This window comes from Weizmannia sp. FSL W8-0401 (genome assembly GCF_038009125.1).
GTDB lineage: Bacteria > Bacillota > Bacilli > Bacillales > Bacillaceae_C > Weizmannia > Weizmannia coagulans.
Genome location: NZ_JBBPAG010000001.1, coordinates 719,026 through 735,656, shown reverse-complemented (window position 1 = coordinate 735,656; position 16,631 = coordinate 719,026). Strand labels below are relative to the sequence as shown.

18 protein-coding genes and 2 pseudogenes are annotated in these 16,631 nt (G+C 47.0%); 9 read left to right on the top strand and 11 right to left on the bottom strand.

From position 1 onward, the window contains the following. Nucleotides 1-31 precede the first annotated feature (31 nt). The 3 genes and pseudogenes from NSU00_RS03405 to NSU00_RS03395 all read right to left on the bottom strand — a co-directional run. Nucleotides 32-208 (bottom strand): annotated as a pseudogene (locus tag NSU00_RS03405) (helix-turn-helix domain-containing protein); the annotation flags it as partial. A gap of 213 nt (nucleotides 209-421) precedes the next feature. Next, nucleotides 422-994 (bottom strand): NADPH-dependent FMN reductase, encoded by a 573-nt coding sequence (locus tag NSU00_RS03400; protein WP_017554788.1) that lies wholly within the window; start codon nucleotides 992-994, stop codon nucleotides 422-424. 409 nt (nucleotides 995-1,403) lie between these two features. Beyond that, nucleotides 1,404-2,153, bottom strand: a complete 750-nt coding sequence (locus tag NSU00_RS03395; protein ID WP_013858544.1) for an alpha/beta hydrolase — start codon at nucleotides 2,151-2,153, stop codon at nucleotides 1,404-1,406. 146 nt (nucleotides 2,154-2,299) lie between these two features. Here NSU00_RS03395 and NSU00_RS03390 point away from each other — a divergent pair, with 146 nt between their 5' ends. From NSU00_RS03390 to fbpA, 3 genes are all read left to right on the top strand, one after another. Then, nucleotides 2,300-2,461, top strand: coding sequence for a hypothetical protein (locus tag NSU00_RS03390; protein ID WP_235430878.1), 162 nt, complete (start codon nucleotides 2,300-2,302; stop codon nucleotides 2,459-2,461). 138 nt (nucleotides 2,462-2,599) lie between these two features. After that, complete coding sequence (locus NSU00_RS03385; RefSeq protein WP_013858543.1) at nucleotides 2,600-3,364, top strand: alpha/beta hydrolase; 765 nt, start codon at nucleotides 2,600-2,602, stop codon at nucleotides 3,362-3,364. A 41-nt stretch (nucleotides 3,365-3,405) separates the two neighbouring features. Next, nucleotides 3,406-3,591 carry a Fur-regulated basic protein FbpA gene (gene fbpA, locus NSU00_RS03380; RefSeq protein WP_013858542.1) on the top strand — a complete coding sequence of 62 codons (186 nt, stop codon included), beginning with the start codon at nucleotides 3,406-3,408 and terminating at the stop codon, nucleotides 3,589-3,591. Between the two features lie 394 nt (nucleotides 3,592-3,985). Here fbpA and NSU00_RS03375 read toward each other — a convergent pair whose 3' ends face one another. The 4 genes and pseudogenes from NSU00_RS03375 to NSU00_RS03360 form a co-directional block, all read right to left on the bottom strand. Further along, entirely contained in the window at nucleotides 3,986-4,765 is a 780-nt protein-coding gene (locus NSU00_RS03375) for a Cof-type HAD-IIB family hydrolase (protein WP_340702341.1), read from the bottom strand. Nucleotides 4,766-4,788: 23 nt separating this feature from the next. Then, nucleotides 4,789-5,334, bottom strand: a complete 546-nt coding sequence (locus NSU00_RS03370) for an SIS domain-containing protein (RefSeq protein WP_237348964.1) — start codon at nucleotides 5,332-5,334, stop codon at nucleotides 4,789-4,791. Between the two features lie 141 nt (nucleotides 5,335-5,475). After that, on the bottom strand, nucleotides 5,476-6,435 hold the full coding sequence (locus NSU00_RS03365; protein WP_340702340.1) for a LacI family DNA-binding transcriptional regulator: 960 nt from the start codon (nucleotides 6,433-6,435) through the stop codon (nucleotides 5,476-5,478). A gap of 300 nt (nucleotides 6,436-6,735) precedes the next feature. Continuing rightward, nucleotides 6,736-7,223, bottom strand: a pseudogene (locus tag NSU00_RS03360) (MFS transporter); the annotation flags it as partial. A gap of 341 nt (nucleotides 7,224-7,564) precedes the next feature. On the opposite strand from NSU00_RS03360, the gene yfkAB reads away from it, so the two are divergent. Both yfkAB and NSU00_RS03350 read left to right on the top strand, forming a co-directional pair. Next, nucleotides 7,565-8,716 (top strand): radical SAM/CxCxxxxC motif protein YfkAB, encoded by a 1,152-nt coding sequence (yfkAB, locus tag NSU00_RS03355; RefSeq protein WP_013858537.1) that lies wholly within the window; start codon nucleotides 7,565-7,567, stop codon nucleotides 8,714-8,716. 140 nt (nucleotides 8,717-8,856) lie between these two features. After that, complete coding sequence (locus NSU00_RS03350) at nucleotides 8,857-9,390, top strand: hypothetical protein (RefSeq protein ID WP_340702339.1); 534 nt, start codon at nucleotides 8,857-8,859, stop codon at nucleotides 9,388-9,390. 211 nt (nucleotides 9,391-9,601) lie between these two features. On the opposite strand, the gene NSU00_RS03345 is transcribed toward NSU00_RS03350, so the two are convergent. Next, complete coding sequence (locus NSU00_RS03345; protein WP_013858535.1) at nucleotides 9,602-9,802, bottom strand: hypothetical protein; 201 nt, start codon at nucleotides 9,800-9,802, stop codon at nucleotides 9,602-9,604. Nucleotides 9,803-10,014: 212 nt separating this feature from the next. Here NSU00_RS03345 and NSU00_RS03340 point away from each other — a divergent pair, with 212 nt between their 5' ends. After that, on the top strand, nucleotides 10,015-10,440 hold the full coding sequence (locus NSU00_RS03340) for a universal stress protein (protein WP_013858534.1): 426 nt from the start codon (nucleotides 10,015-10,017) through the stop codon (nucleotides 10,438-10,440). Between the two features lie 133 nt (nucleotides 10,441-10,573). Here NSU00_RS03340 and NSU00_RS03335 read toward each other — a convergent pair whose 3' ends face one another. After that, the gene (locus NSU00_RS03335) at nucleotides 10,574-11,902 is read right to left on the bottom strand and encodes a polysaccharide biosynthesis protein (RefSeq protein WP_340702338.1); all 1,329 of its coding nucleotides are present in this window, start codon (nucleotides 11,900-11,902) and stop codon (nucleotides 10,574-10,576) included. 105 nt (nucleotides 11,903-12,007) lie between these two features. Here NSU00_RS03335 and NSU00_RS03330 point away from each other — a divergent pair, with 105 nt between their 5' ends. Next, nucleotides 12,008-12,835 carry an aminoglycoside N(3)-acetyltransferase gene (locus NSU00_RS03330; protein WP_272907865.1) on the top strand — a complete coding sequence of 276 codons (828 nt, stop codon included), beginning with the start codon at nucleotides 12,008-12,010 and terminating at the stop codon, nucleotides 12,833-12,835. Between the two features lie 331 nt (nucleotides 12,836-13,166). On the opposite strand, the gene NSU00_RS03325 is transcribed toward NSU00_RS03330, so the two are convergent. After that, nucleotides 13,167-14,153 carry an SDR family oxidoreductase gene (locus tag NSU00_RS03325; RefSeq protein ID WP_340702337.1) on the bottom strand — a complete coding sequence of 329 codons (987 nt, stop codon included), beginning with the start codon at nucleotides 14,151-14,153 and terminating at the stop codon, nucleotides 13,167-13,169. Nucleotides 14,154-14,300: 147 nt separating this feature from the next. Between NSU00_RS03325 and NSU00_RS03320 the strand changes: the two genes are divergently transcribed. Further along, nucleotides 14,301-14,882: a biotin transporter BioY gene (locus NSU00_RS03320; protein WP_340702336.1), complete on the top strand. Its 582-nt coding sequence runs from the start codon at nucleotides 14,301-14,303 to the stop codon at nucleotides 14,880-14,882. A gap of 236 nt (nucleotides 14,883-15,118) precedes the next feature. Here the strand turns inward: NSU00_RS03320 and map are convergent, their stop codons facing one another. Continuing rightward, a complete protein-coding gene (map, locus tag NSU00_RS03315; RefSeq protein ID WP_029142023.1) occupies nucleotides 15,119-15,862 on the bottom strand; it encodes a type I methionyl aminopeptidase in 744 nt (247 codons plus the stop codon). 245 nt (nucleotides 15,863-16,107) lie between these two features. Between map and NSU00_RS03310 the strand changes: the two genes are divergently transcribed. Continuing rightward, the gene (locus NSU00_RS03310; protein WP_061574980.1) at nucleotides 16,108-16,551 is read left to right on the top strand and encodes a C40 family peptidase; all 444 of its coding nucleotides are present in this window, start codon (nucleotides 16,108-16,110) and stop codon (nucleotides 16,549-16,551) included. Nucleotides 16,552-16,631 lie beyond the last annotated feature (80 nt).

Here is a 16,631-nt window from a genome sequence, read left to right as displayed (position 1 = left end):
ATATTTTGATAATGCTTTTTGCAGGCCGCTGCAGTTTAAAATAGGCTGCCATTTTGGGAAGAATCACAATGTCCGGGTAACTTTGCCCTGTTTCCCATTTGGATACAGAGGCTTTTGAAACGCCCATGTAATCTGCAAGCTGTTCCTGTGTAATGCCTTTTTCCTTTCGTTTGCAGATAATGCATTTGCCAATATTCAGTCCGTTCATCCTGTTCACCTCTTACCTCCATTGTATTTCCCCGTCCCACACCTGTCGATAGATTGTCTGTTGACTTTGATGAAAAAAAGTTAACTAACCGGAAACTTTATCATAACTCCCGCTTTTCGTCCTGCATGTCTTGGCATGCTCCCGTTCACCCAGAAAAGGGCGGACAGTTTTAGCTGTCCGCCCTTTTCTGATCCGTCCGGTACACGTGCGGCTTTAGTCGCGGGAGGTGTACGCTGCTTTTTTGGCTTCTTTTATTTTTGCATACGTTTCCGTAAGCATGACTGTGTCCTCCACAAGCCGGCTGATCCGCAAGAGGACGTCTTCATTGATAATTTCTTTCCGGTAAAAATCTTTTTCTTCGATAAAAACATAAGACTGGACAATTTGGGCCCTCATGTAAGACAAAATCGGCTTGATCTGCTGCTCGGCAATCAAATAATGTTTCGGCGAGCCGGCCGTGACAATGATGCTTGCCACCTTATCCCGAAGTGATTTTTCCGGCAGCAGGTCAAACACATTTTTCAATGTCGCCGGAATGGATGCCTGGAAAACCGGCGTGCCGATGATAAGCGCATCCGCTTCCATGACAGTTTGCGCCACAAATTTTGTATCCCCTTCGTAATCCATATAATGGCGCCCGTCGCTGAACTGCACATCGTAATCCGCCAGATCAAGGAGCGTGACTAACGCATCCGGATATTTCCCGCGGATCACGTTTACCGCGTAATTCATCGCTGTTCTTGTTTTCGAGCCGACGCGCGATCCCGAAAGTGCAACAATCTTCATTTATGCTCCCCCTGGTTCTTTGCTGTATATTTTTCAATGCCGGTAAAAAGTTCGCCGCAATCCGTATGTTTTGTCTATTTTTTCCAAACAGCATGCCGCCGCCGGGCAATCTTTCCCGTACTTTACAGCAGACTGCCGGCGTTATTCCTGTTATGCCTTTTTTCAAAGCGAAGGATACGGCATGGTAAGTGGTTTCGCCGTTCGGGACTTGCCATGTGCCAAGGCCGATTTTCGGAATCGCCACCCCATTTTCCAATACAAAGGTTTCATTTAAACATGACATGTGCAAACCTCCCAATTTTTACATAATGGTTTGTCATACAGCGCCGCTCGTCCCCAGTTATGCATGGAAAAATTTTCTGATTTTATCAATCTGGAACCGTTTTTCCGGCCGGTCAAATCTCCGCAATCAGGCATTAGCCGGAAACTGGCCGAGCACTTTATGAAGCCAGGAAACGCTCAGGCCAAACCATTGCGCCGCATCTGCATCCACATTGGCTTTCAATCCGTTTGAAGTGTGGGGTTTGGCGAGAGACAGCCCGTGCTTTCCCTTTTGAAAAATATGCGACTCGAATGGAATGCCGTGTGCATTCAACGCCTGCATAAAGGCAATCGAGTTTTCAATCGGCACGGTTTGGTCTTCAAACGTTGAAAACAGAAAGACCGGCGGCGTTTCGGCAGTCACTTCCTTGTCAACAGACGGCACCGGAAAAGCAAGGCTCCCGCTCATCGAATCCAAAATACAAGGGTAGCCTAAAATCAATGCATTGGGCTTATTTTTCCCGATCGTACCGAGTGCGGCGGCAAGATGCCCTCCTGCAGAAAAACCGGCAACCGCAATTTTTTCAGGGTCTGTATGCCATGCCCCCGCATAGTCGCGAATCCGCTCCATGGCTTCTTCCGCATCTTGTAAAACCGCTTCAAAACGGAATGATTCCCCGACCGAGTAGCGCAGTACAAACGCGTTGAATCCTTCCGCCAAATATGCCATCGCAACCGGTTCCGCTTCCCTGTCCGAGGTAAACCGGTAGGCGCCACCGGGAAAAATAAGCACACCCGGGCGCGCCCCGATATTGCTGAACTCGGGGGATCCGTCCAGTACGTACGCCGTCAGTTCAGCATCCTGATGCGCCTTTAAACGTAAAGTTTCTGTCTTCACAACCCTCTCCTCCTCCTGCCCATTTGCGGGACGGTTTCATTTTTACAGTAGCACCGGCCATTGCAAAAAACAATGAAAACGTTCCTGTATATCCTGCCCCGTTTAAAACAAAATAAGGTTGGTTCAAAAAAAGTGGAGGTTGAATCATGAAATTAGCCGCACATGAACTGTATGGTTTAAATGAACTGGCGATGGGCTGTGTCAACTCGATTACGAACATGGCATATATGCTCCAGCATGTCCAGGATCCGGCGTTCAAAAAAATTCTTGAAAGGCATTTTCCGCTCCATATCCGGGACTATAGTTAGCCCTTTTTTACAATGGTTTTTACCTATCCTGCGTCATTTTACCGATAAAACATACTTTACAACTAGGATTAATTGGTTTAAAATTACATTAACATTTTAAATTCACTGACCGTATAAACGTTAGGAAGGAGCTTTTTTATGGATGAAAACTATCCCGTTCTCCCGGGTGCAGATTCCTTTTTTATAAAAGGAAATGAAATTGGCATTCTCATCTCGCATGGATTCAACGGCACCCCGCAAAGTGTCCGCTTTTTGGGAAGGGCAATGGCATCGGACGGGTTTACGGTTTGCGCGCCAAGATTAAAGGGGCACGGGACGCACTATTTGGACATGGAACGCTGCACTTACAAAGACTGGATTGACAGCCTTGAAGAGGGTTATCAGCTGCTGAAACGGCATTGCCGCGATATTTTTGTTATCGGCCAGTCAATGGGCGGCACGCTGGCTTTGCATCTCGCGGAAAAACACCCGGATATCCGGGGAATGGTGTGTATCAACGCGGCCATCCAAAGCATCCCCGAACTGGAAAAATGCCTGGCGAAAGGGCGGTATATTCAAGAGGGCCCGCCGGATATCAAAGCAGCGGGCGTGCATGAAATTGCATATGAAAAAGTGCCGGCGGCTTCCATCCGTGAGCTTCTGTCCGTGATGCGGGAAACGCGGGAAAACCTCTCCGCCATCCATTGCCCCGCACTGTTTTTCCAATCAACAGAAGACCATGTCGTGCCTCCTGAAAATACAGATTATATTGCCGCGCATATCCTTGCCAGCCGGAAAAAAATCATTCCGCTCCGCAACTCTTATCACGTCGCTACAATGGATCATGAAAAAGAATGGATTGCGGCACAATGTTCATCATTTGTTCAAGAAATTGCGCATATCGAATCCCGTACGGAAATATGATGAGTTTTAAATCATGCTCCAAAGGATGGGAGGATGCGCATTTGAAAAATTTTCTGCGGCACGCGATAGAAAAAAAGCGGCAATATTTGATCGAACAACTGATTGCCCTTGGCGCCTATCGGGAAGATGACAAGCAGCTATTCACCCTGACTTTGACGGAACTTGAAACAGAATATGAGTACTTCAGCAAAATCAGCCAGGAGAAAGAAGCGTCGGGAAGGGAATAGTTTTGTCGGCGCGTCTTTTTTTTGTGTTTTTTAAATGCCCGAAAACGCCCTATAACTATTCCTTAACTATTCCTTAACTATTCCTTGGTACACCGGCGCCGGCAATTGCGCTTGTGGAAATAAAAAAGCACCGTTTCCATTTTGCGCTGAAAACGGTGCTTTTATTATAGGGCTTTTTCCGAATCGGGTTTTGGCTGGTATCCGTTACGTTGAAAACCGGCTTTCGAGTGCAAAACTTTTCCTGCATTTTTCATTTAGTGAACGCGGCGCCCGCAGAAGAATGAAAATTAGCCGGCGCATATTTTTGGGACAGGCTTTGCAGTGAAGTTTAGCCAAAACAGACAGAGCCTTTCCCGGTACGGGATGATTGCTTATACAGCAAGCCCTGTATGGATTATAACAGCCCGACAATCTGCAGGCCGTGGGGAATGCCCCTGTCTTCCACAGATTTTGTAATGTATTTGGCGGCGGCCTTTACCTTTTCTTCCGCATTCCCCATTGCCACACTGTTTTTAATCATGGACAGCATTTTAATATCATTTAACCCGTCGCCAAACGCATATTGGCGTTCTGGAGGAAAGCCCAATTTTTCAACAATCTTTTCAATTCCCCTCGCTTTTGACCCGCCTTTTGGCAAAACATCCACAGAGAGCGGATGCCACCGGATAAATTCAAAATCCGGAAACGCCTGTTCATACTGTTTCTCTTCCCCTTCTGAACAGAACAGGAGCGCCTGGTACAATTCCCGCCCTTTATAATAATGCGGGTCATACGCAGGAAAACTGCCAATTTTCAAAGACGCAATGCTCTTTTCTATATAATCGTGGTTTGGCACATTGGCTTTCATGTCTTCATGGTCCATATAGACGAGCGGATGCTTGTGGGAAAGGGCATATGCAGTCAATTCTTCAAGGGATTGCCTGTTTAACGGATTTTTATATAATACCTCCCCGTTCATGACGACATATTGCCCGTTATAGCTCACAAACGTATCCATCCCGAGTTCCTTCCGCAAATCTTCAAACATAAACGGGGCCCTGCCCGTTGCAATGGCTGTGACATGACCATCGCTTTTCAGCTTATCTATCGCTTTTTTGGTTGTGGCAGGCAGCTTTTTCTCATGTGTCAGCAAAGTCCCGTCTATATCAAAAAAAATCACGCTTTGTTGTTTCATATTCTTCCTGATCCTTTCCCGTTCTATTTCAGGCATACTTTTTCAGGCTGGCGTTTTTTCATTAAAGATGCTGTAATGACATCATAAATCAAAAAACTCAGCAGTTCAAATAAGGTTTCCGTTCTTTCCGGGGCAAGGCCGGCCTGTTTTATATTTTTAAATTCGGGCAGTTCACCCGGCAACAAGACTGTCAAATCAGCCATTTTTGCAAGGGTTGATTCAGGAGAAGCCGTTATGACCACCATTTTTATGCCGTGGAGCCGGGCTTTTCGGGCGGCATTCAATAAAGCGGGATTTTCTCCCGATTTTGAGCTGAAAAGGATGATATCCCCTTTTTTAGGAACAGGCGAAATTAAGTCGCCGATCATCCCAACCCGGAACCCCAAATGGACCAGCCTGTTGGCAAAGACACGGAGGATCATTTCCGAACAGCCCGTTCCTGCCAAAAACAAACGGTTCGACCGGCTGATCACATCTACAACCTTCTCTAATGGCTGACCGCCTATTTTGCTGCACAAACTGGCATACAGTTCTAAAACCATGGCCTTTGCATCTTCCAGTATATTCACTTTTCTCCCTCCCCGTTTGATCAAACAAAAGTATCCATTTTGCGGCGCCGTTTCGGGCACAGTGATTGTTTTGGCAGGCTGGGGCTGGCCGGGCTTTACACGCGGCAGAACTGAACGGAACTTCTCCAGCCTCCCTTTTCCCTATACCGTGCCTCTTTCAATGAGTTTTACAGAAATTTCCTTGTTTTTAATTTCCTTCCTCAAAACCTGGCGGACAAGGTTCCGGCCCATTTCAACAAGCGGAATATCAATGGTTGTGATATTCAGCATTCTGGCAATCGGTTCATTGTCAAATCCGATGATGGCCAGCTCATCCGGAATAGAAATCTGCTGTTTGTTGCAACTGATGACAATCCCTGCTGCAACCTGGTCGCTTGTCACAAGCAGTGCCGTCGGGGGCGGGTCCATTTCTTTTACCCGGCTTAAAACCATTTCTCCATCCGCATAATCGTAGCATTGGTCAAAAATATATTCCGGATGGTGCGGCAAATGGTATTTTTTATGAAAATCCCAATAGGCTTTTTCGCGGTTCCGGCTGTTGGTGCCGGATTTCCTGCCGATGCAATACCCGATTTTCGTATGGCCTTTCCGGTACAAAAATTCAAGTGCATCCATAAAAATTTTATAGTGGTCAATATACGTTGACGATATTTCGCCGCCTTTTACACATTCACAAAGCGCAATCGGCCCGAATGGCAGGTATTCTTCAATTTTGCGCATACTGCAGGCGCGCGAACAAATGATTAAACCGTCAATTTGCTTTTGTTGCAACATTTGCAGGGCTTCCGTTTCCCTGCTTTCCATATAGTCTGTTTGAAACAAAAGCAGCTTATAGTTATACTCGAGCGCCTGTTTTGCGATCCCTTTCAATAAAAGGGAAAAATAAGGATGATCTGTAAATGGCAAAACGACCCCGATCAATTTTGTTTTCCCTTTGCTCAAATGGACGGCATTGATATTTTTATGGTACCGGGTTGCTTTTACCGCTTTTAAGACGGCATTCTTTTTTTCTTCACTTACATACGGATGATTGTTCAGCACACGGGAGACGGTCGTCACAGACACGCCGGCCATTTTCGCCAAGTCTCTGATATTTGTCATAACCTCACCTAGTTAAAACACTTGCGATTTTTCAGCAGGCATCCATGCTTTAGGATGGAGGTATTTAAACCAAGCCCCTGCCGGCAGGCTCATTTTTATGTAGTTATAGTGTAAATAATGAAACGCATTTCATGTCAATTTTTATTTTTACAAAATCTGTTTCGGCACTGAAATAGAAAGCCGGCCTGTTAAAAAAGATGGGGACATGCAAAAAAGGGCTGGTGGCTGCAGCCCTCCCGTTTTACCGGGGAAAAAGCACCGACCCCTCGGTCTTCTGTTCAAAACCCCCGTACAACGGTTTCATCTTTTCTGCTCCAGCTCCTTCATCATCTTCCTGTATCTGTTTTCTGTAATAGATAGAAGCTGATCAGCAAAACAGACAGAAGAATAAAAATGCCGGGGATGATTGCATTTATGTCCTTAATCGCTTGAAGGGATGAAACGGACTGGGCTGCATTTGGAACATAGCCGGCCTTGTTTAAAAAGAATGCTGAAAATGAGCCGGCGAGCGCGACACCCAGTTTATTGGTAAAACTCATGCTGGAAATCACCACAAAGTCTGCGCGGATTCCCGTTTTCCACTCTGCATAGTCCACACAATCCGCAAGCATCCCCCATGCGAGCGTGTTCAGCGGGGTGGTAAAAAACCCGGAAACAAACAATATAAACAAAATCAGCGGAATAGAGGAATATGCTGTAAATTGTAAGCCGGCATAAGAAATCAGGGAAAGGGCTGCCGAAATCATCATGACGTTCTTCCTGCCCCATTGCTGCGTCATGGGAACAAAGCATCAGCATCCGCGATGAAGCGGAAAAATTCAATCAGTTTATAAAGAACAAAATCCAATCCCAAAAATAACAAGCCGGATAAATTGCTTTGGCCGGTTTTCGCCGATTTTTGGTTGCCGCACGCATTGTGGTAGGAGCGTCTGTCCTGATAATTGCGCCGGCTGTTTTTCGACACCCGGACCCCAGGAAATGGAATGTGCGAAAAAAAAAACAGGCTGCATGTTATAATGAACCATGGCATATATAGGAAAAAAGCAGAAAAAAGATGGGGCCTGCCATTTGGAGGTGGACACGGGCAAAGCAGGCGCCCGGGTTGATTTTTCAAAAAAGGAGCACAAACATGTTAAAAGAAGAAACATCACGAAGCATTACACCTGAATACGATCCGTGGGAAGCATACATGGACATTACGACACACGGCAAACTGACTTTGTCGAATATTGAATTCACAACGACCACTTTATGCAATATGCGCTGCGAACATTGTGCAGTCGGTTACACACTGCAGCCAAAAGATCCGGATGCGCTACCGCTTGATCTGCTGCTCAGGCGGCTGGATGAAATCAGCACACTGCGCTGCATCAGCATTACCGGCGGCGAACCGATGCTGTCAACCAAATCTGTTGAAAATTACGTTCTGCCACTGTTACAATATGCGCATGAAAGAGGGATCCGCACCCAAATCAATTCCAATTTAACAATGAAACTCGAAAAATATGTGCAAATTGCACCTTATCTCGATGTGCTGCACATCTCCCACAACTGGGGAACTGTCCGTGATTATATTGACGGCGGGTTTGCCAACATGCGGATCAAGCCAAGCGATCAGCAGGGTGAAAAAATGTTCAGGCGTATCGTGGAAAACAGCCGCGCCTTGTCAGAGATGGGCGTGATGGTTTCTGCAGAAACGATGTTAAACAAGCGTACATTGCCTTATATGGAACAAATCCATCATCAGATTGTCGAAGAAATGAAATGTGCAAGGCACGAAATTCACCCAATGTACCCAAGCGATTTTGCTGCTGATCTTGAAGTGCTCAGCCTGGATGAAATTCGGGAAGCCATCCACCATTTGCTCGATATCCGTGATGAAAGCGTGTGGATGCTGTTTGGCACGCTGCCATTTTATCCGTGCAGCAGCAATCCAGAAGACCAGGCATTGTTGAAAAGATTGTACGAAAGCAAAAATGTGACCATCCGCAATGACCCGGACGGCCGCTCCCGCCTGAATGTAAACATTTTTACCGGTGATGTGATTGTCACGGATTTCGGCGATACACCGCCGCTTGGCAATATCCGCCATGACAGGCTGCCCGACGTCTTTGAAAAATGGCTCAAAACGCCAATTGCAAAATCGCTGAACTGCCATTGCCCGCAAGCCAGATGCCTCGGGCCGAACATTTTAGTCAAAAATGCTTACTATAAAAATATTGATTTTACCCAACGAAAAGCTGTCATCGGCATGCAGGGCCCCTCTTCCCGGATGGGCTGAGAAACAGGCGAATGGGGCGCGCCTGCCCCATGCTTTCTCGTAATCTCAACTACTTTTATCCTGGTTATTTTCCTTCTTTTGCGTTAAAATACGCAGCAAAGATGAATAAAAGCAGCGAATTGACTTTTGATCAGGAGGGAATGAAATTGGGTTGGTTGATCGGGATTATCATTATAATCGTGCTCGTGCATTTTTTAATCATCCGTCCTTTGATCGAGCGGAACCGGCCGCAAATTATTGAACCGCGAAGAAGCATCTACAACGGGGATGCCTACGAGCCGCACCCGGAGCAAACCGGATGGAACGAGGGGGGCAATTCCGGAATCGGCCGGTTTGGCATGTTTGCCGGCGGGATGGCAACAGGCGCTTTGCTGACGTATTTACTGGAACAGGGCAGAATCGGTTTAGACCAGTTCGAGCATTTTCAAAATCTTGATGGCAACGATCTGTTGCAAGAACTGGAAGAGCAAAATATTTTACAACAGGATGAGATTGACCATCTTGAGGATTCGTTAAGGAACTTTGAAGACAGCGGCCATGATGCCCATGACAATGGGGATAATGGAGACAACGGCCAGCAGGGTACCGGTTTCGATTTAGCCAATTTCACTTCCAATGATGACAATGACTTCGGCGGATGGGACAGCGGATCGGATGACAATAACTGGTTGTAAGAAGTTAACGGAACAGGTGCTCAAACAGCCTGTTCCGTTAACATTCTTACAGCGGTTTCTAATGGCGGGTATGCCTGCATTGCTTTATTTCACTCCCGCTCCGGGCAAGACAGATACATTGCTGCTTGGCGGGTAATTTGAGTTCATTTTATACAAGCACCCGGGGATTCGGATTCCATTTTACCGGCCATCCCGCGGGTGCTTACAAAGTTTACGGCTTATACTTTTTTTCGCTTGAAGAAGTCGTTTTTTTGTCATGATCCGTTTTTTCTTCAAGCTTTTCTTCCCGCAAGTCTTCCATTGGAATCGGGTCAACTGTTTGTTCACTCATAAATTTATCATGCATGTCTTCGTTTTCTGTGGCAAATTGTTCAGGGTTGTCCATTTTTCCCTGCTTTTTGTTTTCGCTCATTTCGTATCACCTCGTATGGTTCAATACCCTTTATTTTTCCGAAAAGAACTGAAAATATCCGGCGAACATGCAAAAAAACCGCGCCTGCCTACCCCGGCCTGTCTTCCCCAAGGGCGGAAATTTTTTGTATTCCTTCCATATTCTCTGTTAATTGTTGCAATTTTTTATGATATGATAAGGTTGATGAGAAGAAAGCCGATGGAGATGATTTTATGTTTAATCGCATTCTTGTGGCAATAGACGGTTCAAAAATGAGCGACAAAGCACTGAAAGCCGCACTGAATTTTGCAAAAGAAAGGTTTACAAAAATCGGTGTGATCCATGTGGAGAAAAATCCGGTTATTCCGGATGGGATGCCAAATGCGTCAATAGATACCCTTTATTCTGAACAGCAGAGAGACGGAGATGTTTTGTTAGACCAAGCCGCTGCTCTTGCCGAAGAGGAAGAAATTGAGATAGAAAAATTTTATGAAACGGGCGATCCCGCTGCCCAGATTGTGAGAAAGGCGGAAGAAGGAAACTATCAGCTTATTATTATGGGGAGCAGAGGGCTCGGAAATCTGAAGGGGCTCATGCTTGGCAGCGTCAGCCAGAAAGTCACCCAGCTCGCCAAATGCCCGGTACTGATTATAAAATAGCCCTGCTTAGAAGCCTGCCCTGAAATACCGGACAGGCTAATTTAATTGGGCAAAAGCCGCCATAAGCATACTGCGGACGCTTAAAAAGCCCGGGCAATCATACAAAATGCCAGGCCGGAACCCGCATGTCCCGTTAAAAAGTATGTTTCGCCGGTTTGCGGAGAACCAAGGAAATTTCAATTTTTTTACAAATCGTTAAATAATGCATCATCATGATAAGCAATGTTCCCGTATTCATGGCAATGATGACGCCGGCCATTTGGTACTGTGGATTTGTGCCAAGATAATAAATGAGGCAGTACGTAACCATCGTTGACCAAATAAAATGTGCGAGGGCATCCCTGACCAGGCCGAGGCCGATTAAAAATGCCTGCATCGGAATGACAAAATAGTGAAACAGAAAATACGGCCATAACAGCCGGACATAAACGGCGGCGGCAGACGAATGGGAAAACAAGGTTGTTAGCGGTACGGAAAATAACTGAATGACAATGACAGCCGGAAGCCCGTAAAGAAACGTCATCATCATCACCTGCTGAAGCAGTTTCTGCAGCTTTATGCCATCTCTTTTGGCATAAGCTTCAGAAACAGTTGGAATTAATACGGTGGACAGGGAATGGGCAATAAAGGCCGGAAAAAATCCGATCGTAAAAGCGACGCCGGCCACCAGTCCGAAATGTTCGTTTGCCATCCCCTCCGTCATCCCGGATTTAAGCAATACCCATTTGATAAAAAACGGCTCAATCGCACTTGTTACGGCATGGAACACGCGCATGCCCGTTGTCGGCAATGATACGGAAAGAAGGCTCCTTCTGATTTCCTTCCCCCCCATTGGAGCATGTTCTTTTTTCTTGAGCGTCCGCATTTGCAGCACAAACATATGAAAAAGATACAGCAGCACAATCAAGTCACTACCGACAAGCGTGCATATCGCGATAAAAATCGACATTTGCACGTCAAATTCCATCCAATGAAATAGCAAGACAAGCAGGATAAGCTGCATCATTTTTCTCAGGAAGTTGGCAGCAGCAATCTTCCCCATTTGCTGGACACCCATAAAATAACCTCTCGCAATTGAGGAAAAGGCGATCATCGGGATAAGCGCAATGATCAGCCAGCGAAGATACGGGTGGTAATGATGGAAAATTGGAAGCACCGGCAGCAACAATGCAACTGCCGCCATGAGCAACAGGACAAACAAAGATGCCAGCCGGATTGTAAACCTCAGCATATCACGATGATATTTTTCTTCCTGTTCCGCAACAAATTTTGAAATGGAGATGGGCAGTTCCATGCTGGCGATGGTGACAATTAGAAAAATGGCCGGCAAAATAGACATGTATAGCCCCATGCCGTGCGCCCCGAGTTCATTTGCAAGTACCATATTGGTTAAAAATTCAATGCACTCTCCGATGAAAGCAACGCCAATCAGCATAAATGCCCCTTTAAAAAACACTGCCATGTTCTTCCTCTTCTCCTTATCAAGAAAAACTTTTTCAATAATAAAGGATATGAGGCAAGCCTGGAGAATCATTACAAATAAATCAATAGAGATGGAGGAACTCCTGTGACAGAAGAAAATGTAATTCGAAAAAAACAAACGCTCGTAACAAAAGAAAGATTAGTAGCCGATTTTCGCAAGCTCGGGCTGAAAGAAGGCATGGTGGTCATCGTCCACTCGTCTTTAAGCGCGCTCGGCTGGGTTTGCGGGGGAGAGGTTGCCGTCATTCGGGCTTTAATGGAAGTGGTGACAGACCGCGGCACCATTGTGATGCCGGCCCAAACAGCGAATAATACCGACCCCGCCTTTTGGGAAAACCCGCCCGTTCCGGAAGCATGGTGGGAAGAAATCCGGCGCTCCATGCCTGCTTTTGACCCTGCCATTACCCCAACTTACGGCATGGGCCGGATTGCCGAACTTTTCCGGACGTTTCCGGGAGTTTTAAGGAGCAACCATCCGAACTGCTCGTTTACCGCCTGGGGCCGGGATGCAAAATCGATTTTGAGCGGGCACTCGCTTGACTTCCCGTTCGGGGAAAAGTCCGCGCTCGCCCGGATTTATGACCGGGATGGCTGTATTTTGCTGCTCGGCGTCGATTACCAAGTCAATACATCCATGCATCTCGGCGAATCGAGGGCCAAGCATACAAAACGGTGTACGCAGAGCTGCGCGATGAAAATAAACGGAAAAAGAGTCTGGCAATCATACGAAGATTACGAGGAAAACTCCGACTTATTCAATAAAATTGGCCGCGCCTTTGAACGCAGCCATCAGGTAAAAACCGGTTTTGTCGGCGCTGCCCCGTCAAGGCTTATCAACCAGCGGGCGCTCGTCGACTTTACCGTGCAATATTTGGATGATTTATATGCAGATGCGGAAAAAGCGCACCACTAGTTTTCTTTTTGTACGCCGGCGCCGGTTCCGCTGCGGAAATGGGCGGGCACCCCATGCACGGAACTGGTTTCGTTTTTAAATAGGGCGGACAGATCATTCACGCATTTTGTTTGCAGCTGTACCGCCTCCGTTGCGGAAGTTGGCGCAAAGCATGCGCACCAATTTTAGTTGCTTTGCTTTACGCCTCCGCCGGCTTCGTTGTTGGAAAAAAAGCAAAACCCGGCATGGCACAAACTTCCTTTTGTTCCGTCTTGCGGAAACGGGAAAACCCGTCATGTGCCTTTGTTTGCACCGGGCGGAATCGGGCGGACATGCCTGTCTTGCCTCCTGCCTACGAGCCAGTAATCGTCCCGCCGTTTACATGCAGCACCTGACCGGTCACATAGCTGGAATCACGGGACGCGAGATAAACATAAGTCGGGGCCAGTTCGTAAGGCTGGCCGGCCCGCTTCAATGGCACATTACGGCCGAATTTGGCAACCTGTTCCGGATAGAAGCTTGCCGGAATCAGCGGTGTCCAAATCGGCCCCGGTGCCACCGCATTGACCCGGATCCCCTTTCTAACCAGATTTTGCGACAAAGAACGGGTAAAAGCCACAATTGCCCCTTTTGTTGCAGAATAATCGATCAAATTTGGATTTCCTTCATACGCCGTTACAGAAGTGGTAAAAATAATCGAGCTGCCGGCTTTCAAATACGGCAGTGCGGCTTTTACCAGGTAGAAAAAGCTGTGAATATTGTTTTTAAAGGTAAAATCCCATTGTTCATTCGTAATATCTTGCAAATCATGCTGCACAAACTGCATGGCGTGATTGTTCACAAGCACATCCAGATGCCCGAATGTATCCACCGTTTGCTTCACAACGTTTTGGCAATGCTCCGGATCTTTTAAGTCCCCCGGAATCAGCAGGCAACGCTGCCCGAACGCTTCAATCCTTCGCTTTGTCCGCCCGGCATCTTCTATTTCATAATTGGAATAATACGGGATCACGACATCCGCGCCTTCTTTCGCAAACGCAATCGCGGCGGCTGCGCCGATCCCGCTGTCCCCGCCGGTTACAATCGCCACTTTATTTTCAAGCTTTCCAGATCCCTTATAGGACGGGTCTTCGATCAGCGGGCGCGGGTGCATCAGTTTTTCAATCCCCGGCTGTTCCGGCTGGTGCTGGGGCGGAAATGCATATTTTTGCCGGTAATTTTGGTAACCCGGTTCCGTCCGGGAAAAATACATATCTGGCTTGAGCCAATACAAATGGACCACCTCTTTATCCAGGCTTTTTCCGTTTAGTGTATTCGCCCAAAAGCCGGTGGGTGACAATTAATTTCCCCTCTCCCTCAATGTAAACTTCAAGATCGTAAGCCCAAAATCCTTTAAAATATGTAAACCAATTATATTTCTAAGTTGACATATATGCCGCGGTTTTTTAATCTATTAATAGATAAAGGAAAAAAGGGGAGTGAAAAAATGGAAGCGAAAAAATTCCGTGCCATTGATCTTTGTTATGCGGGTATGTTTGCGGCGCTGATGGCCATCGGGGCAAATATTACATCTATTGCGCCGTTTCTTGTCATCGGCGGGGTGCCGATCACATTGCAAACTTTTTTTGCCGTGCTGGCGGGTTTAGTGCTCGGCAGCAGGCTTGGAGCGATTTCGATGGTCGCCTATATGCTGATCGGCTTATTGGGGGCACCGGTTTTTGCGCGATTCAGCGGCGGGTTTCAAACCGTATTCAGCCCATCATTCGGATTTATTCTTAGCTTTATCCCCGCAGCCTGGGCCACGGGCAAGATTGTGGAAAAGCGCCAAAACATGGCAGCGTACTTTACCGCTTCCATCATCGGCATGATTGTAAACTATTTGATTGGGACCAACTGGATGTACGCCGCTTATAAAATATGGGCGCAGGCCCCGCAAGCGTTCAGCTACAAAATCGCCTGGATGTGGATGGCGGTGCCGCTGCCGAAAGACATTATTTTATCCTTGGTTGCAGGCTGGCTGGCACACCGGATCAGAGCCGTTTCCCCGCTTATTGCGTTAAAACGGTAGAATGGCCCGCTTATACTGCTCCGCCTGAAACGGTGCAATCTTCGGGCGGGGCGGTATTCCGGAGAGGGCATTTCTCCGCTTACTGCGTTAAAACGCGGTAAGACGGCGGGATCTTTTCAAATGCATACTTCAGCCCCCGCTTACGATTAAAACGAGCGGGCCATTTATTCCACTTGCTCCATGTCTGCCCGAATGGTGCATGCTTCGGGCGGGGCATACTCCGGAGCAGGTTCCCCTTATCGCGTTAAAACGATAGGGGTCCCTTTTGTTACAATGACGGTATGTTCCACTTGGGATACAAAGCTCCCGTCCGGCGTTACATACGTCCAGCCGTCGCCCGATTCGACCACTTCATCGGCGCCGGTCGAGACAAACGGTTCAAACGCAATGACCATGCCGTCCTGTAACAAACCTGTATCGTCCGGATCATAGTAATTTAAAATATACTCGGGATCCTCGTGCAAGGCCTTCCCGACACCGTGGCCCGTCAAATTCAGGAGCACTTCAAATCCGCTGCTGTACACTGCTTTTTCAACCGCCCGGCCAATTTGATTCTGCTTATTTCCGGCCCTGATCTTCTTCAAGCCGCTGTCAAACGCCCGCTGCGCACATTCGCACAGCGCAAATAATTCGGGATCTCCTTTTCCAACAACAAAAGAGATGCCTGTATCCGCATAATATCCATCCAGCGATCCGGATACATCCACATTCACAAGATCCCCCTCTTTTAACACGCGGTCTCCCGGAATGCCGTGCGCCACTTCTTCATTTACACTGATACAGGTGTACCCAGGGAAATCATACTCTCCCTTTGGCCCGGAGACCGCCCCGTTTTCTGCAAACCGTTTGCCTGCCCATTCATCCAGCTCTTTTGTTGTGATGCCGGGCCTGGCTTTTTCCTTCAGCTCATCGCGAATGCTGGCAACAAGCCTCCCGATTTTTTTCAGTCCTTCCAAATCCGCTTCTGACTTAACTATCATGTTGAACGTTCCCTTCTGCTTTAAAGTCATGACTCCATTATATAGAAATAACGTTAGATATCAAAATCCATGGTTCATCCGAACAAAAAAAGCTGCCGCGCCCCGCATGCCGGATGCTGCCAATCTTTTCACACTTTTGTCGTATACGTAATGTTTTTGTAATATTATTTAATGTGAGCGTAACCAAAGAATAGACAAAAATTGGTATAGTGGGATTGTGAGATTCATAGACAGAGGTGGGAAGTTTGAAGAAAGTAGCTCCAATATTGCTTGCGCTTATGCTGGGGACCGGTTTTTTACTGCCTGCTAAACAAGCGGCTGCTGCATCCTATTCCCCGTCAAAGGTCATCAGTACGGCAAAGAAATATATAGGGACGCCATACAGATGGGGCGGCACAAGCCCGTCAGGTTTTGATTGTTCCGGCTTTGTAGGTTATACATTTAAAAAGAACGGAAAAAACTTGCCGAGAACAGCAGCAAGCATTTACAAAAAAGGGAAAAAAGTCAGCAAGTCAAATTTAAAACCGGGCGATCTGGTTTTCTTCCATACTTATTCAAAAGGCGTTTCACATATCGCCATTTATATCGGCCATAATCAAGTCATCCACTCCGTATCGCAAGGCGTCAAGATCGACACCCTCAGCAATCCTTATTGGAAACCGCGGTACGTCGGGGCGAAAAGGCTTTGAGACAAAAAACTTCGGAGAGTCCCGATGTTTTTTTTTTGCCCCTACCCTTTCCCTGGGTATTTAAACGCGGATACGAAAAA

Bases quoted from the DNA above. Each gene is read 5' to 3' on its own strand.
- NSU00_RS03350 (WP_340702339.1), top strand. From the start codon at position 8,857: ATGAAATTGGGTTGGTTGATCGGGATTATCATTATAATCGTGCTCGTG.
- yfkAB (WP_013858537.1), top strand. From the start codon at position 7,565: ATGTTAAAAGAAGAAACATCACGAAGCATTACACCTGAATACGATCCG.
- NSU00_RS03320 (WP_340702336.1), top strand. From the start codon at position 14,301: ATGGAAGCGAAAAAATTCCGTGCCATTGATCTTTGTTATGCGGGTATG.
- NSU00_RS03335 (WP_340702338.1), bottom strand. From the start codon at position 11,902: ATGGCAGTGTTTTTTAAAGGGGCATTTATGCTGATTGGCGTTGCTTTC.
- NSU00_RS03345 (WP_013858535.1), bottom strand. From the start codon at position 9,802: ATGAGCGAAAACAAAAAGCAGGGAAAAATGGACAACCCTGAACAATTT.
- NSU00_RS03400 (WP_017554788.1), bottom strand. From the start codon at position 994: ATGAAGATTGTTGCACTTTCGGGATCGCGCGTCGGCTCGAAAACAAGA.
- NSU00_RS03390 (WP_235430878.1), top strand. From the start codon at position 2,300: ATGAAATTAGCCGCACATGAACTGTATGGTTTAAATGAACTGGCGATG.
- map (WP_029142023.1), bottom strand. From the start codon at position 15,862: ATGATAGTTAAGTCAGAAGCGGATTTGGAAGGACTGAAAAAAATCGGG.
- NSU00_RS03340 (WP_013858534.1), top strand. From the start codon at position 10,015: ATGTTTAATCGCATTCTTGTGGCAATAGACGGTTCAAAAATGAGCGAC.
- NSU00_RS03385 (WP_013858543.1), top strand. From the start codon at position 2,600: ATGGATGAAAACTATCCCGTTCTCCCGGGTGCAGATTCCTTTTTTATA.
- NSU00_RS03375 (WP_340702341.1), bottom strand. From the start codon at position 4,765: ATGAAACAACAAAGCGTGATTTTTTTTGATATAGACGGGACTTTGCTG.
- NSU00_RS03365 (WP_340702340.1), bottom strand. From the start codon at position 6,435: ATGACAAATATCAGAGACTTGGCGAAAATGGCCGGCGTGTCTGTGACG.